The organism is Paraburkholderia sp. BL10I2N1 (assembly GCF_004361815.1).
Taxonomy (GTDB): domain Bacteria; phylum Pseudomonadota; class Gammaproteobacteria; order Burkholderiales; family Burkholderiaceae; genus Paraburkholderia.
Map to the genome: position 1 here is coordinate 3,688,809 of NZ_SNWA01000001.1, position 14,937 is coordinate 3,703,745.

16 protein-coding genes are annotated in these 14,937 nt (G+C 62.0%); 4 read left to right on the plus strand and 12 right to left on the minus strand.

Features of this window, described 5'->3' with window-relative positions; all coding sequences use genetic code 11:
- Nucleotides 1–331: 331 nt before the first annotated feature.
- Nucleotides 332–742, minus strand: coding sequence for a hypothetical protein (locus B0G77_RS17105; RefSeq protein WP_133663171.1), 411 nt, complete (start codon nucleotides 740–742; stop codon nucleotides 332–334).
- A 336-nt stretch (nucleotides 743–1,078) separates the two neighbouring features.
- Between B0G77_RS17105 and wrbA the strand changes: the two genes are divergently transcribed.
- On the plus strand, nucleotides 1,079–1,681 hold the full coding sequence (gene wrbA, locus B0G77_RS17110; protein ID WP_133663172.1) for an NAD(P)H:quinone oxidoreductase: 603 nt from the start codon (nucleotides 1,079–1,081) through the stop codon (nucleotides 1,679–1,681).
- Nucleotides 1,682–1,884: 203 nt separating this feature from the next.
- Here the strand turns inward: wrbA and B0G77_RS17115 are convergent, their stop codons facing one another.
- From B0G77_RS17115 to B0G77_RS17140, 6 genes are all read right to left on the minus strand, one after another.
- On the minus strand, nucleotides 1,885–2,649 hold the full coding sequence (locus B0G77_RS17115; protein ID WP_133663173.1) for an SDR family oxidoreductase: 765 nt from the start codon (nucleotides 2,647–2,649) through the stop codon (nucleotides 1,885–1,887).
- A gap of 423 nt (nucleotides 2,650–3,072) precedes the next feature.
- Nucleotides 3,073–3,318, minus strand: coding sequence for a hypothetical protein (locus tag B0G77_RS17120; protein ID WP_133663174.1), 246 nt, complete (start codon nucleotides 3,316–3,318; stop codon nucleotides 3,073–3,075).
- Between the two features lie 6 nt (nucleotides 3,319–3,324).
- Nucleotides 3,325–3,627, minus strand: coding sequence for a hypothetical protein (locus B0G77_RS17125; protein WP_133663175.1), 303 nt, complete (start codon nucleotides 3,625–3,627; stop codon nucleotides 3,325–3,327).
- 738 nt (nucleotides 3,628–4,365) lie between these two features.
- The gene (catC, locus tag B0G77_RS17130) at nucleotides 4,366–4,656 is read right to left on the minus strand and encodes a muconolactone Delta-isomerase (protein WP_133663176.1); all 291 of its coding nucleotides are present in this window, start codon (nucleotides 4,654–4,656) and stop codon (nucleotides 4,366–4,368) included.
- Nucleotides 4,657–4,738: 82 nt separating this feature from the next.
- Nucleotides 4,739–5,647, minus strand: coding sequence for a catechol 1,2-dioxygenase (catA, locus tag B0G77_RS17135; RefSeq protein WP_133663177.1), 909 nt, complete (start codon nucleotides 5,645–5,647; stop codon nucleotides 4,739–4,741).
- Nucleotides 5,648–5,704: 57 nt separating this feature from the next.
- Nucleotides 5,705–6,862 carry a muconate/chloromuconate family cycloisomerase gene (locus B0G77_RS17140; protein WP_133663178.1) on the minus strand — a complete coding sequence of 386 codons (1,158 nt, stop codon included), beginning with the start codon at nucleotides 6,860–6,862 and terminating at the stop codon, nucleotides 5,705–5,707.
- 91 nt (nucleotides 6,863–6,953) lie between these two features.
- On the opposite strand from B0G77_RS17140, the gene B0G77_RS17145 reads away from it, so the two are divergent.
- A complete protein-coding gene (locus B0G77_RS17145; protein ID WP_133663179.1) occupies nucleotides 6,954–7,841 on the plus strand; it encodes a LysR family transcriptional regulator in 888 nt (295 codons plus the stop codon).
- 93 nt (nucleotides 7,842–7,934) lie between these two features.
- On the opposite strand, the gene B0G77_RS17150 is transcribed toward B0G77_RS17145, so the two are convergent.
- The 4 genes from B0G77_RS17150 to B0G77_RS17165 form a co-directional block, all read right to left on the minus strand.
- On the minus strand, nucleotides 7,935–8,429 hold the full coding sequence (locus B0G77_RS17150; RefSeq protein ID WP_133664185.1) for a hypothetical protein: 495 nt from the start codon (nucleotides 8,427–8,429) through the stop codon (nucleotides 7,935–7,937).
- Between the two features lie 311 nt (nucleotides 8,430–8,740).
- The gene (locus B0G77_RS17155) at nucleotides 8,741–9,124 is read right to left on the minus strand and encodes a nuclear transport factor 2 family protein (RefSeq protein ID WP_133663180.1); all 384 of its coding nucleotides are present in this window, start codon (nucleotides 9,122–9,124) and stop codon (nucleotides 8,741–8,743) included.
- A gap of 400 nt (nucleotides 9,125–9,524) precedes the next feature.
- On the minus strand, nucleotides 9,525–9,869 hold the full coding sequence (locus tag B0G77_RS17160) for a DoxX family protein (RefSeq protein ID WP_133663181.1): 345 nt from the start codon (nucleotides 9,867–9,869) through the stop codon (nucleotides 9,525–9,527).
- A gap of 2 nt (nucleotides 9,870–9,871) precedes the next feature.
- Complete coding sequence (locus B0G77_RS17165) at nucleotides 9,872–10,795, minus strand: NAD-dependent epimerase/dehydratase family protein (RefSeq protein WP_133663182.1); 924 nt, start codon at nucleotides 10,793–10,795, stop codon at nucleotides 9,872–9,874.
- Nucleotides 10,796–10,926: 131 nt separating this feature from the next.
- Between B0G77_RS17165 and B0G77_RS17170 the strand changes: the two genes are divergently transcribed.
- The gene (locus tag B0G77_RS17170; RefSeq protein ID WP_133663183.1) at nucleotides 10,927–11,532 is read left to right on the plus strand and encodes a TetR/AcrR family transcriptional regulator; all 606 of its coding nucleotides are present in this window, start codon (nucleotides 10,927–10,929) and stop codon (nucleotides 11,530–11,532) included.
- Nucleotides 11,533–11,713: 181 nt separating this feature from the next.
- On the opposite strand, the gene B0G77_RS17175 is transcribed toward B0G77_RS17170, so the two are convergent.
- Complete coding sequence (locus B0G77_RS17175) at nucleotides 11,714–13,987, minus strand: EAL domain-containing protein (protein WP_133664186.1); 2,274 nt, start codon at nucleotides 13,985–13,987, stop codon at nucleotides 11,714–11,716.
- A gap of 264 nt (nucleotides 13,988–14,251) precedes the next feature.
- Between B0G77_RS17175 and B0G77_RS17180 the strand changes: the two genes are divergently transcribed.
- Nucleotides 14,252–14,905: a phosphoribosyltransferase family protein gene (locus B0G77_RS17180; protein WP_133663184.1), complete on the plus strand. Its 654-nt coding sequence runs from the start codon at nucleotides 14,252–14,254 to the stop codon at nucleotides 14,903–14,905.
- Nucleotides 14,906–14,937 lie beyond the last annotated feature (32 nt).

The window sequence follows — 14,937 nt, forward strand, 5'->3', positions numbered from 1 at the left end:
AACAGCCACCCTTTTCGTACGTTACATGTCGGCAAACCAGTTGCCAAAAGTCACTGTCGTGCAGCCGAAAAACGTATCACAAGCCTCGTTGGGAAGTGCCCCGGCAATCCCGTTCTCGTCCGCCTCCCCACACCAACAACGCCTTCGCTGAATACTGGGGAAAAGACACTCATTGCGTCGTCGACCTCCACTCTCGTCGCGTTCATTGCGGCTGCGGTGACTAGTTTCCTGAACTGGCGGAAGGACAAGGCAAAGCCGACCAAAGAAAAGCGGAACCCGTCCCGCCAGGCCAGGCCCCGAATCTGGAAGTTGTGACTCGACCCGCGCACCATCAGGTGTGCGACCTGGTACGCATGCCGCCCACGCCGACCTTGCCGCGCCCGACACGACCGGTTTTGCTTTGCGCCGAACTGCCCGGGCGCGGCTTCTTCCTGGAGACGGCCGTGAACGTTACGTGATCTGCCGGGTAGTAAGTCGCTCTGTGCACCGCTGCGTGACAGGCCGGATGGTCAGGGTTGAGCGCGAGCTTGACCGTCTTCACACCGCAAAATTTTCTACTACCCTTCATTACGTCCCGCAGCGGAATCGACAGCAATTTGCCACGCGGCGTAGCAGCGTTCCCGGACCCGGTCTGGTCGAACCAGGCGGCAGCGCGCACGTTCGCATACTCGACGCCGTTGATGGTGACATATGTCGCCTTCTCGCCGAGCTTGCATTTGGGATCCTCGACGTCGACTGCCATGATGGACATCTCCTCGGACGATACCGACGTTAACAGTTTAGGGCATGCCAAATCATCGGCATATCGGCGCCGTTTCGAGGACTCCGTACGCATGCCGGTTGCTGAACGCCGTCCATCTCGAGCACTTCGCTTGCGTTCGGCCGCTGAGCAACGGATTGCAGGGCGAACCGATGCTATCTTTACATCCGGGCCGCCGAGGCACTCGCATGGCCACCTGACATCGGCCGCAGCAAGCATGTCGAAGCAGGCGTTTCGGCTGTCTCCGTCATTCTCGGCCAGAGGTGACATCAAACCGTAATCTCAATCAATCGCACACTCCTCAACCCCGGAGAAATCATGGCAAAAGTACTCGTGCTTTACTACTCGATGTACGGTCATATCGAAACGATGGCTGAAGCGGTGGCCGAAGGCGCACGATCGGTCGCCGGCACCGAGGTGACGATCAAACGTGTCGCGGAGACGATTCCGGCGGACCAGGCCGCAGCCTACGGAGTCAAACTCGACCAGAAAGCGCCTGTGGCGACACCGAACGAACTCGCCAGTTACGATGCCATCATCTTCGGGACGCCAACGCGCTTCGGCAATATGGCCGGTCAGATGCGCACCTTCCTCGACCAGACCGGAGGACTCTGGATGAAAGGCGCGCTCATCGGAAAGATAGGGAGCGTGTTCGCATCGACCGGTACCCAGCACGGCGGCCAGGAAACCACCATCACCTCGTTTCACAGCACACTGCTGCATCAAGGCATGGTCATCGTGGGCGTGCCGTATGCATGCGCCGGTCTCACCAACATGGTCGAGATCACGGGGGGATCACCCTACGGGGCAACCACGCTGGCAGGCGCCGACGGCAAACGGCAACCCTCGGCGAATGAACTGGATATCGCGCGGTACCAGGGCAAACACGTTGCCGAACTTGCGTCGAAGCTCGCTGGCTAGCGTCTAACCGGTGCAACACTGACTTCGAACGGGAGGGTGATCGGGTGTCGCCCTCCTTTGCCGGGTCTGTGTGACGGCGCAAGGCTGTCTATCCTGGGCACTCGTCCGACACACCGGACGGCTTGCCGGTATATGCAGGTTCGACCGACCGACTTCCGACAGCCACCTCGCCGCATGAACATCGGGCGCTAACGCCCAGCGAATCAGGTGCGGGAAATCGAAGCCCCGCCGTCGATCAGCGAAGCAGTGCCAGTCACAAACGATGAATCGTCGGACGCGAGGTAAAGCACTGAACGGGCCAGTTCTTCCGGTTTGGCCACGCGCTTGAGCGCATGCAGGTTCGTGATGAATGCCTGCGACTCGGCCGTATTGTTCATATCGCGATACATCTGCGTATCCACGGCGCCGGGCAACACTGCGTTCACGCGTATGTTCTGTGGCCCGTATTCGGCCGCGAGCGCCTGAGTCAGGCCGATCAGCCCGGATTTACTCGCCGCGTACGCCGCCGTTCCAGGAAATGCGAACGTGTACCCGACAAACGTCGACGTGAAGATGATTGATCCGCCGCCCTGCTTCACCATCTCCGGAATCTGGTGCTTCGCGCCCAGAAATGCACTCGTCAGGTTGGTCGCCAGCGCGTCCGACCAGCCTGCTGCGGAGACCTCGGTTGACGGCCCCATTTCACCCAGCGTGCCGGCATTGTTAAAGGCAATGTCCAGACGGCCGAAACGGCTGACGGCCAGAGCGACGACTGCTTTCGCGAAGTCTTCCGAGCGCACGTCGCCAGCCAGAAACGCGGCCTCTCCGCCCTCCCCGACAATCTCGCCCACCAGCGTTTCGAGTTCGACCTCACGGCGCGCAGCGACCACCACCCTGGCGCCTTCCGTGGCGAACAGCTTCGCGGTCGCCCGTCCGATTCCCGCGCTGGCGCCGGTCACAATGGCGACTTTTCCTGACAAGCGGTGCATGGTCGATCTCCTGGTGCGATTGGCCGGTCGGCGCACAGGCACAACGCCGCTTCGATGATGGAAGGCTCCGGCAAGAGAGTAAGAAAATACACCCGCCGCAAACCATTGTCAGCACGGCCGCGGCTGGCAATGGGGCTTTAGACTCATGTCACTGTGCGACCCAACCTGTGAGGCCCGCCAGGGTTGCCCCGGACCGTGGGCGCGGCTTCCTGGTGATCGGCGAAGCGGTCCGGCAGCCGACCGGCAGTCTGTATCGTCTGCCTTTGCGGCAGATAAACGTCGCCAGCGTTCAGGCCTGAAACGAACTTTCAGGTAGATACGGACGTTTCATGGTTCGACGTACAACACAGTCAGGATACCGAATGTGTGTTGCACGTGAAGATCACGAGCCTTGACTTCACTGGTATCCGGCGACGTCGTGTTTTACTGTCCGCCAGCGTCGCACTCTTCCATCGCATGTCTCATGGCGTCAGCGCCTGCCGGCAGGCCACGGGTGACACTATGCCCGACCACCAGACCGGCGTCATAGGCCGCTTCAAGAGCGCGGTAAATGTCGTCAACGCTAACGATGCGGAAATCGGCGCTGGGCTTCCCCGTCAGCTCGAACGTTTCGATGCCAAGGTCTTCCCTGGCAATGGCGAGCAGCAACTCGATGTGTGCATCACTCATGGGTTTCTACTCCTTAACGATGGTTTGTGAAGTCGGCGTGCTGGGAGACGCGTCAATCCGGCGGTTGACGGTCCTGATCGCCTTGACCAGCTCACGGACGCTGTCGTACTCGCGCGCGGCCTGCAGCGAATCGTGGTCGACCATGCAGCGGGCAGTGCGGTCGGCGCGGCGAGCGGCGTACCAAAGGTAAAGGAGGCCCGGCCAGACCATCAGGCAAAACAGGACCGTAAAGACGGCCTGCGAAACGGGCTCAAGGGTGTGCGGCGACCTTCTCTGGCACACCGGGCAATATTGAACGCTGACTTTCACGACGGATCTCAGTTGACGGGGGTATACACACCCCACTCCTTTCAATATAGAAAGCTTGAGCCTCCGCAGTACGTGGTGAGATGACGCAAGTCGAGGCTCTACTCCAAAACGCCTGGTCCTTGTAGACAACCGCGAAACGCGGCTGACCCTCGATACATGAAGCGCTTCCTTACACAATCCGGCTGGTGCACGGCGAGCGCGACCCGCCCGTGTGGAGCCTCTTCCAGTTTTCCGCCGCGCGATCTGAGGGCGGTTAGCTAACGTCGGATGGCCGCGCACGCACGGCGCGGCGGCGCGAAGGGTGAATGTGAGGCGACCCGCTGGCAATGAATGGTCTGCTGAATCTGTCGTCCGCCGCGGATTGCCACCAGTGAGGAGCGTTTGGCGTGACGGACGCGAAAAGTGTTTCATGCCCCCATTTTTCTCGCCCGGCGCGCGTAGCGCGGCAGATTGCCGCCAGTCGCTCTGGCTCTCGAGCTAGATACTCGTTGGCAGGATCGGTGGATTTGGCATTGACCGTGACGGCTGCGCCGAGGCGCCTCGCGAGAGTCGATAGCCACGGCGGCCACGTTCAGGCACTTCGCCTTTGTGAAATGCAACACGCCGTCGTGCAATGTCAAGACCTGAGCACGCGTAAGGAAGGATGCCGCCAACTCAGTCGATTTAGCGGCAAAGGTGCTGCCTGTGCCGCTGCGGCTAGCTACCCTGCCGCAGTCGGCGAATGGATTAGCGGCTCAGTCAGCGATCGTCGTCACGAATCGACGATGCATGCCGGCACAACGCCCGCACCTGGAGATCCATGTACGGGAAAAGCGGCAGCTGGCTCAGCACATCGTGCAGGTGCGCCGGGCTATCGACATCGAACACGCTGATATTGGCGTAGTGTCCGGCGATCCGCCACAGATGACGCCATACCCCTTCCTTCTGCAGCCTCTGCGACATCGCCTTCTCGTCGGCCTTCAGACGCGCTGCGTGCTCAGGATCCATGTCGTGTGGCAGGTTGACCGTCATTTCAACGTGAAACAGCATTGCTTGCTCCTCAAACAGTAAAAGACCCCGTCGGCGCGGCACGCTGCGTGACGGGGTCGACTACACGTTCCATCCATGCCGTTCAGGCTTCTGCCCGCACGCGCTCGACTTCAGCGCCAGGCAGATTGGCACGCTCCCTGAACAGCGTGAAATCGAAATCGATCATGGCGAAGTTGCCGTCGACGCCATACGGCTTGCCTTGGGCGCCTTCCGCTTTCTTCACGGGCGGCACGAGACCGTCGCGCGTCGCGAAAGCGAAGTCGTCCCACAGGTACGGATCGCCTTCGATGTTGATCTGCGTTGTGAGCTTGCGGAAGCCCGGCGCCGACACGAAGAAATGAATATGCGCAGGACGATGGCCATGACGCCCGAGTTGATCTAGCAGTTGCTGAGTCTTGCCTGCGGGCGGCACGCTGTAGCCGACCGGCACCACGCTGCGGAAGCTGTAGTTGCCGTTTGCATCGGCGCGGATCGAGCGGCGCAGGTTGAACGCGGGCTGCGATTTGTCGAAGTACGAGTAGTTGCCGAGATGATTCGCGTGCCACACTTCAACCAGCGCGCCAGCGAGCGGCTTGCCATCTTCACCCAGCACACGGCCGCGCATCACCAGCGTTTCGCCGGGATCCGTGCCGTCGTCGAGACGTGCGTGGCCCTCGGACAGGGGCGCGCCGGCTACATACAGCGGCCCTTCGATCGTGCGCGGTGTGCCGCCTTCGATGCCGGCTTTCGCTTCGGCTTCGTCAAGACGCAGATCGAGAAAATGCTCGAAGCCAAGGCCTGCTGCGAGCAGTCCCAACTCACCGCTCTGGCCCGCCTCGCCGAGATAGTTGAGCGCGGTCCAGAATTCATCCGGCTGCACGTCGAGGTCTTCGATCGTATGGAACAGATCGCGAACGATCCGGTTGACGATCTCCTTCGTGCGCGGATTGCCTTCGCTGGTGGCACTGTCGTTGATCTTTTGCAGCAGCGCGTCGATGGCTTGCCTGTTCATGGGGTATCTCCTTTGATTGAATGTTTGTCGTGGCTGTAGCGGTTATCGCTCACGCGTTCATCTCACGGTGACGCTCGCCCCCTGCCGCGTATCGCGGCGCAGACGGTCGATTTTTTCCCAGTCGAGCGTGATGCCAAGCCCTGGGCCTTGCGGAAGATGCAGCGCGAAATTCTCGTAGCGCAGCGGCTCGGTGAGAATTTCTTCGGTCAGCAGCAACGGCCCGAAGAGTTCGGTGCCCCACTTCAGCTCGCCGAACGTACTGAAGAGTTGCGCCGACGCCATCGTGCCGACCGCGCCTTCGAGCATCGTGCCGCCGTACAGGTCGATGTTCGCCGCGAGGGCAATCGCGGCGACGTTCGCGGCGCCGGTGAGCCCGCCCGACTGGGCGATCTTGACGGCGAATACATCGGCGCCGCGCGTGCTGGCGACCGCAAAGGCATCGGCCGGACCGTGCAGCGCTTCGTCGGCCATGATGGGCACGCGGGCGATGTCGGTCAGACGCTTTAACCCCGCGCGGTTCCCGGCGGCGATCGGCTGTTCGATCAGCGCAACGCCCGCTTCGGCGAAACGCGAGGCGGCCCAGATCGCTTCCGGTTCACTCCATGCCTGATTGACGTCGACGCGCACTTCGCCACGCCCGTCCAGCGCTTTACTGATCGCAACGACATGCGCGACGTCGTCAGCTACCGCCTGCGAACCGATCTTCAGCTTGAACACGCGATGGCGCCGCGCCTCGAGCACGCGCTCCGCTTCGTCGATATCGCGCTTCGTGTCGCCGCTCGCGAGCGTCCATGCCACGTCGACGCTTTCGCGCACGCGCCCGCCCAACAATTCCGACAGCGGCACGTTTAGCCGCCGCGCCTGCGCATCGAACAGCGCCGTTTCGACTGCGCATTTTGCAAAGCGGTTGCCCTGAAACAGTTTGCGCAGCTTCGCCATCGCAGCGCCTGGACGTGTCGCGTCCATACCTTTGAGCAACGGCGCGAAGTAGGTGTCGAGATTGACCTTGATGCTTTCCGGGCTTTCTTCGCCGTACGCGAGACCGCCGATCGTCGTGCCTTCGCCGACGCCGATGCTGCCGTCGGCGGAGCGGATGCGCACCAGCACGAGCGTCTGGCAGTTCATGGTGGCGACCGACAGCCGGTGCGGACGGATCGTCGGAACATCGACGAGGATCGTCTCCACGGTTTCGATCTTGACGGGTGTTGCTATCATGCGTTTCCCTCCTGATGCTGCACATGTTAGAAACAAACCCGCGTAGCAGTCCAACACCCATTACGACTACTTTCATACCTTAGGGGTATGCATGGAATTGCGCCAACTCCGTTATTTCATCGCCGTCGCCGAAGAAATGAACATCACGCGTGCCGCGGACCGGTTGCATATGACTCAGCCGCCGCTCAGCCGCCAGATCCAGCAGATTGAGGAAGACGTCGGCCTGCCGCTGTTCGAACGCGGCTCGCGTCCGCTGCGGCTGACCGAGGCGGGCCGCATCTTCTATACGCAGGCGAGGCGGCTCATCGAGGAAGCGGACGAACTCGCGCCGCTCACACGCCGTCTCGCGCAACTGGCCGAGCGCATCGTGATCGGCTTCGTGCCGTCGACGCTGTATGGGGCGTTGCCTGCCGTCATTCGCGCGTTTCGCGAGGCGGCGCCGCAGATCGAACTGTCGTTGATTGAGATGTTCACGATCGAGCAGTTGGGTGCGCTAAAAGGCGGCCGCATTGACGTGGGCTTTGGACGGTTGCGTTTCGACGATGCACAGCTGTCGCGCGAGGTGCTCGTCGACGAGCGGATGATTGCCGCGTTACCGCAGGGCCACCCGCTCGCCGCCGGCACAGACACGCTGACGCTTGCCGACATTGCACGTGAAACGCTGATCGTCTACCCGAGCGCGCCACGGCCAAGCTACGCGGACCAGCAACTGTCCGCGCTGCGTGACCACGCGCTGGAACCGAAGGCGGTTCACGAAGTGCGCGAACTGCAGACGGCACTCGGGCTCGTCGCAGCGCAGGTCGGTGTGTCCCTCGTGCCGGAGAGCGTCGAAGGCCTGCGCGCGCATGGCGTGGTGTACCGGCCAGTTCTGGACGCGAACGTGTCCTCGCCGATCATCATGAGCCGCCGCCTGCAGGACGAATCGCCCACGACCACCCTCTTTTGCTCGCTGGCGCGCGATCTGTTCCGGCATGGCTGATATCGCGCTGCCGACGTAGAGCGCATATGTCCTCGCTTGCCGCAGCCTGGAGAGAAAGCGTCAACTGATTGCGCCTGTTCCGCCGCTGCTCGCCTACTCCTTCCTTTCCAGCCGCAGGTACGTATCGGCGGCAACGAGGCCAAACACGATATGAGACATGAAGCTCACCCAACTGCGGGCGTCCTCAATCCATGGGAACACGTGGCTCATGCCATAGAAGTTGATGAGATACACGGTGGCGCCAAAAACCGCGCCCGCCAGCGAGGCCATCCCCATGCTCGAATCGAAGCTGAACGGCGCGATGATCACCGCCAGAATGAGCGCGAAGATGATCGAAAGCAGGAAGTGAACGACCAGCGCCACCAGCACGATGCCCACGTCGAACGTGGCGGGCTGCGCTAGCACACCGCGCCCCACCGCAATCGCCGCGATCATTCGAGGCGCCCCCCAGGGGCTCTGCCCGGCAAACCACATCCCAAGAAATTCGAGCACCAGAAAGACCGCTCCCGCTGCGCAGCCGGCGATTACGGCTGCACGCCAGTCGGGCACGCGGCGAATGAAGTGGTGCAAGTGCATGTGACGTTCCATCGCGACCTTCTTTAGACGCGACCCGATTCCGCTGCTTTCATTAATCATTTTAGAAAATGTGGACGGAAAAGGCACTGTGCCTGCGGGTCGGTTCCGCTGACGAGGTATTCGTGCTCTGAAGGAACCGGAAATTGCGATCAGGCGATGTTGCGCAGCCCGCTGCGCTGCAGCGACGCACCCGGAAGCGCTGTGCATCGTGGCTGGATTCCATCCCTCTTCCCCAGCCCTCCCAACTGGCGCTTCATTCGAGGAAGCCAGATTCCAGCGAGGCGACGATCAAGCGATTGAGCTTATCTCGCCGCAATGCGTTGTCACGCGATCTGCTGAACCCATTGACTCCGCCAACCCGGCGCTTCAAAGGGATCCGAAAAATACTGGGTCTCGTGAACGACCTTGCCGTTGCAGAACTCCATAATGCTGACGGTATAGGCCGGTCGCCCGTTATAGGTGATGGCGTATTCCGTGATCCATAGATTGCCGTCTCCTTGAATTCGCCTGACATCGAAACCCGCTGGCTTGCCTGGATGATGGCTCCGCAGTGCCTGCAAATTCATTCTCCCGAGGATTCGTTCACCTGACTGGGGATAGTCACAGATGGCATCATCATCGTAAATATCGTGTTCTGCGTCGAGATCGCCGGCCGCCGACGCTTGCCAGTGCGCATTCAGGGCTTCACGTATTTTCTCGTCCTGCATGGAGTGCCTCCGGATACCGCTTACGTTCATCTATCGCGTGCGTCGTGGAATAAACCCGGGGCTGCCCGTCTTGACGACTTCGAGACTCCACGAAGCACGTGCTCAATGAGTGCGCTTACTGCGGGAAGTATAAGTCTCAACTTCACTGCAATGGGCAGTGGTTAGCAAGGGGGCGACTTCTCGAATTGCCTACGATCTTCGAGCCGGTGCCGAACGACCATTTCTGGCCGAGCCCAGAAGTACACGGTCAGTTTGAACATCACTGGCTTCGGCCGGAAGCCGAACTTCCGTATCCGACCCACAAGGGACGGTCGGCGCTATCAACAACAGACCTTCGCCAAGGGCAATGTGGGTTCCAGGCTTGGCGTCCAGGGCGCACTCGCCTGGTGGCAAGGAAGCTTCAAGCTCGGACTGCCACCGTAACCACAATGAGCGCCGAGAAGATCAGCGCCGGGACGAGATGCCGGAAAGGCTCCCGATTTCGTAGCAACGTGAAAAGCGCGCCGATCATGATCGCACCGGCCAGCGTTAGGCCCAAGACTCTGGTTTGTTGTCCAAGAAGAAGTGCCGCACTGAACAGCTCGAGAGCGCCACAGAGCAACTGAAACCATGCTGGGTAACCCCAGCGCGCGAAGTCGCGCTTCACCGCGCCGCGTCCTGCGAGATTGACCACCCCAGCAACCGCGAACAGAACCGCTACGATCGTCGCGAGAATCGATTCGAAAGATGCAGTGTTTAACGCCATCGTCATGCTCCGTTGCTTTGCTGAAAGTGCTTCTGTACAGAGAGGTCCGCAATCAAGCCGGGGCCGTGGGGTTCCCACGCAAGAATTCGCCGGGCATTCTGTCCGCTTACTGTCTGGTCGAGCGCCAGTGCGTCAGCAAATGGCCCGAGCGATTTGCGGGCATCGTCGAGCGGCCAGAATTCGACGCGGTCGGCGCCGACCGAGGCTCGAATCGCTTCGCCTATGTCGACAACGGCAACGGCATCTTCAGCGACCACGTTGAAAATCTGTCCGGTGACTCGATCGTCCCCGCTTGCCGCGCGCTCCACCGCGCTCAGATAAGCCGTGGCGAGATCATCGACATGCACGGCAGGCCAGTGGTTGCGACCATCGCCGACGACTCTCACCCTGCCGGTCTGGCAGACCATGCCGGCAAGCATGCCGAAGACGCCGCCGCCGTAGCCGTGCACCATCGCCGGCCGGAGGATCACCGCGGCAATCGAGCGGCGTGCTGCCAGCGCCTGCACGTGTTGCTCCACTGCGGGCCGCCAGGCGACGAGTGGTGTTGGGTTCAGTGCCGTCGCTTCAGTCGCGGGCTCGCCCTCCGTATCGCCGTAGACCCAGGTGCCCGACGTATAGACAAACGCCGCGCCCGGCCGCAAATGCGAAAGCATCGCCTCAGTCGCGGCCTCGTCAGCAGCGGCGGCGGAAGCATCGTTGGTCGACGCCATGTGCACCACGCCATTGGCGGCACCGGCAGTCGCAGCGAAAGACTGTGGCTCACGCAAGTCGCCGCCATGCAGTTTCACGCCGAGACGTGCCAGCGCACTTGCTGCCGCCGACCTGTCTTCGCGCACCAGCGCCGTCACCTGGTGGCCGCGGCTAATTGCCTTGCGCGCGACTGCTTGCCCGATGTAGCCCGTACCACCTGTAATGAACAGTTCCATAACGTTTTCCTCGATGAATTGCCTGCGGAGTCGATAAGTCACACGAACGAGACTTCTCGGTCTCGTTTTGACCAATCTAAACGAGACTGGTTAGTCTTGTCAACTGCCTGGCGATCTGTTATTTATCTGCTATGAACACGCTCTTTCTCCCCGACCTGAGCCCGCTGCAACGCCGTAAGCGGTTCGCGATCTTCGACGGCGCAAAAGCCATTTTTTTGAGGCAGGGTTTCGGCCTGGCAACGATGGACGATGTCGCCGCGGCCGCTGGCGTCGGCAAACAGACGGTCTACCGCCACTTCAAGTCGAAGGAGGCGCTCTTTGTCGGTCTGGTGAGTTCGATGTGCGCTCAGGTGGGTGAACTTCTTGCCAGTGCTCAGGACGAGCAATCCGATGGCTCACCCGAAGTTGAGTTGCGCGAGCTGGGATGGGTGTTGGCACGAATCCTTATCGAGCCGGATTATCTGCGGCTTTACCGGGCCATCGTTGCTGAGGCCGAGCGTCTTCCGGAACTCGGCCAGGTGTTTTACGAAAATGGTGCGAAGGTCGTGCGCGTCTTCGCCGCAAAAATTCTGCGAAAGCGATTTGACGAATCGACTGCTGCATTGCGGGCAGCGACATTCGTTCAGTTGGTGCTAGGCGACGCGTATCTGGAACTGTCCATTGGCTACACGGTGCCCGATGTTGAAGCGCGCTTCGCGCTGCAGATTGACGAGGCGGTGGCGGCGGCACTTCGCTAAAGCGTGCAGCGGCCCACGAACATCAGCGCATGTCCTTTTCAGGCAGCCAGCCGCGCTCGATTCGTTCTATCAACAATGTGTCGTTCCACGAACCCGGACGGAGCCGAATGGGCGCTTCACGCGCAAGTTGATACTTTTACCGGTCTAAGCCCGACTGACACCATGCCTCGACGCCATACCGCTACACCTCGACGCCCGGCTCGGCATACGGCTCCAGCAGGCGGCGCGCGTACACCATCGCTTCCACGGGCCGGCTGAACAGATAACCCTGCTGCTTGTCGCAGCCGATCGAGCGCAGGAAGGACGCCTGCGCCGGTGTCTCGACCCCCTCGGCCGTCACGTTCATGCCGAGCGAATGCGCCATCGCGACCACCGCCTGCGTGATCGCAACCGAGTCGCGGTGGTCCGGCAAGCCGGCGACAAACGACCGGTCGACCTTCAGGTTATGCAGCGGAAAGCGCTTCAGATACGACAGCGACGAATAGCCCGTGCCGAAATCGTCGACGGAAATCTGCACGCCCATGCCAGTCAGCGCCCTTAGCATCGGCAGTACGGTTTCGCTGTCGCGCATCAGAAGCCCTTCGGTAATCTCCAGTTCCAGTGCGCCGGGATCGAGCCCGGTACGGCCAAGACAGTACTGGACGCGCTCGACCAGCCCATCGTTGAACTGGCGCGGCGACAGATTGACGGCGATGACGAGGTCCGGCGCAATCGTCCTTCGCCATTCGGCTGCCTGCCCGCACGCCCGTTCGAGCACCCAGTGGCCGATCGCGACGATGAGCCCCGTGTCCTCCGCGACCGGAATGAATTCCGCCGGCGACACCTGGCCGAGTTCGCTGTTGGTCCAGCGCAGAAGCGCCTCGGCGCCGATCGTTTTACCGCACCGGCTTTCGACGACCGGCTGGTAGGCGAGACTGAGTTCGTCCGAGGTCAGCGCACGCCGCAGAGACTGCTCGATCGCAAAGCGGCGTTGCAGGCGCTGGTTGAGTTGCGCGGTGAAGAACTGGAAGTTATTGCGACCACGCTGCTTGGCGTGATACATCGCCGAATCGGCGTTGCGCATCAGCGTGGTGGCGTCGTGTCCATCTTCAGGCGACACGCTGATCCCGATCGACACCCCCAGGTAATACTCGTTGTTCGCCACTTCAAACGGCTGGGCGATTGCATCGAGCACCTGCCGCGCGAGTGCCGCGAGGCAGCCTGTATCCTCGTATTCGTTGACGACGATCACAAATTCGTCGCCGCCGACGCGCGCCAGCGTGTCCTCTACGTCTACACAGCGCGCCAGCCGGTAGGCGACGCTGCGCAGCAGCGCATCGCCCGCATCGTGACCGGCTGTGTCGTTGACCTTCTTGAAACCGTCGAGATCGACAAACAGAACGGCGACGCGCCGGGGCGGCGCAGAGCCGTCCCGCGGATCGAACAGCTCACGCATCCGGTCGCCGAGATACGTCCGGTTATAGAGGCCAGTGAGAGAATCGCGCGTTGCCAGGTACCTGAGTTGCTGCTGTGCCTCGCGCACCGGTCCGATATCGTTGAACGAGATCAGCACCGAACTGGCTTCCGTCTCGCCCGGCTTGATGATGGGCACAACGTTCCCGGTGATCCAGATGACGTTGCCATCGACGAGTTCCAGACCCAGCGTGAGGCCAAGCAGTGGCTTGCCGCTCGCCAGCACTCGGCGGGTCGGGCGTTCGCCGTCCGGGATCGTGGTGCCGTCCTCCCGCAACGCGCGGACCACCACCGAATAGATGTCGCGGCCGACGAGGCCGGTTTTGGCACACAGCATCCGGTGCGCACTCGGATTGCACGCCAGCACGATGCCCGAGCGCGATTGCACGACAATCCCTTCGTTCAGGTGATCGACCACGAGCCGGTGATGCTCTTCGCTTTGCGCAAGACGCCGGGCGATCCTGTCCTGATGTACCGCGAGCCCGACGCTGCGGCCAATGTCGCGCAGGATGGCTTCTTCTTCCTCGCCTGGCCGGCGCGGCGCGCGATAGTAAACCGCAAATGCACCCAGCACTGCGCCCGCGTCGTCCTGAAACGGAATCGACCAGCACGCCCGCAGCCCCACCGGCAGCGCGAGATGCTTGAAATCAGCCCATAGCGTATCCGTCTCGATGTCCTCGACGACCACCATCCGCCGCTCGTACATTGCGGTGCCGCACGACCCGACCCTCGGGCCGATTGCGGCCCCGTCGATTGCCGCGCTGTACTGCGCGGGCAACGACGGCGCCGCGCCCACCCTGACGTGCTGGCCGTCGGCATCGAGCAGCAGGATCGTGCAGGACGCGCCATCGCCCAGCAGCGCCTCGGCGCGGTTGCAGACTTCCACCAGCAATTCCGGCAATGGCGTATTGCGCGTGATCAGCCGCAAAACGCTCTGCTCGGAGGCCAGCACTTCGGCGGCCAGACCCGAGCCATATCGGACGCTTTCCGGTTCGGTGTCCATGATGAAACCTGCGGCGTCTTGACGGATCATATCTGCGCTCCCTATCCCGACAACGGCAAGACCAGCCCTCTGGCACACTGGGGTTTACGCCGACAGGAAGCAGGACGGCACGTGAAACGACAGTCCTGACAACGATACATGAAGTAGGGCCGCGGTACCTCTATGCCGAATGGCCAGGTGGGCTCCCAGAATGATATCCGGCTGACAACGCCCATCTCCGCAGATCGTGGCAGACTAGCCGGATCAACCGTGATGGGGCCGATCATGGAGCGTGCTTTCATCGATCGCGCGGAAGCCGGCCGCGTGCTCGCGCGTCAGTTAGGCGCCTGGGCGAATCGCAGCGACGTCGTCGTGCTCGGGTTGCCGCGCGGCGGCGTGCCAGTCGCCTTCGAGGTCGCAGACGCGCTCGGCGCGCAACTCGACGTGCTGGTGGTGCGCAAGCTGGGTTTGCCGATTCAACCCGAACTCGCGATGGGCGCGATCGCCTCGGGCGGCGCGCAGTACGTCGACCGCCTGCTGATCGACGACGCGGGCGTCACGCCGATCGAGTTCGAGCGGGTGCTGGAAGAGGCCAGGCTCGAACTCGCCGAGCGGGAGCAGATGTACCGCCAGGCCCGGCCGCCTGTGGACCTGACCGGACGTATCGTGATCGTCATCGACGACGGCATGGCGACCGGGGCGACGCTGCTGGCCGCCGCGCGGGCATTGCGCGCTCGTGCGCCGGCAAAAATCATCGCGGCATTGCCGGTCGCTCCTGCCGGCGCGGATGCGCGGCTGGGCGATGCCGTCGATGACTTCGTCTGCGCGCTGACGCCACGCATGTTCTTCAGCGTGGGTCAGTTCTACGCGGATTTCAGCGAAACCACCCACGACGACGTGTGCAACCTGCTCGCCCGCGCGCGCCGGAATGCAGGCTGAAGCACGCGCGACGCGTCCGGCGCAACAGCCGT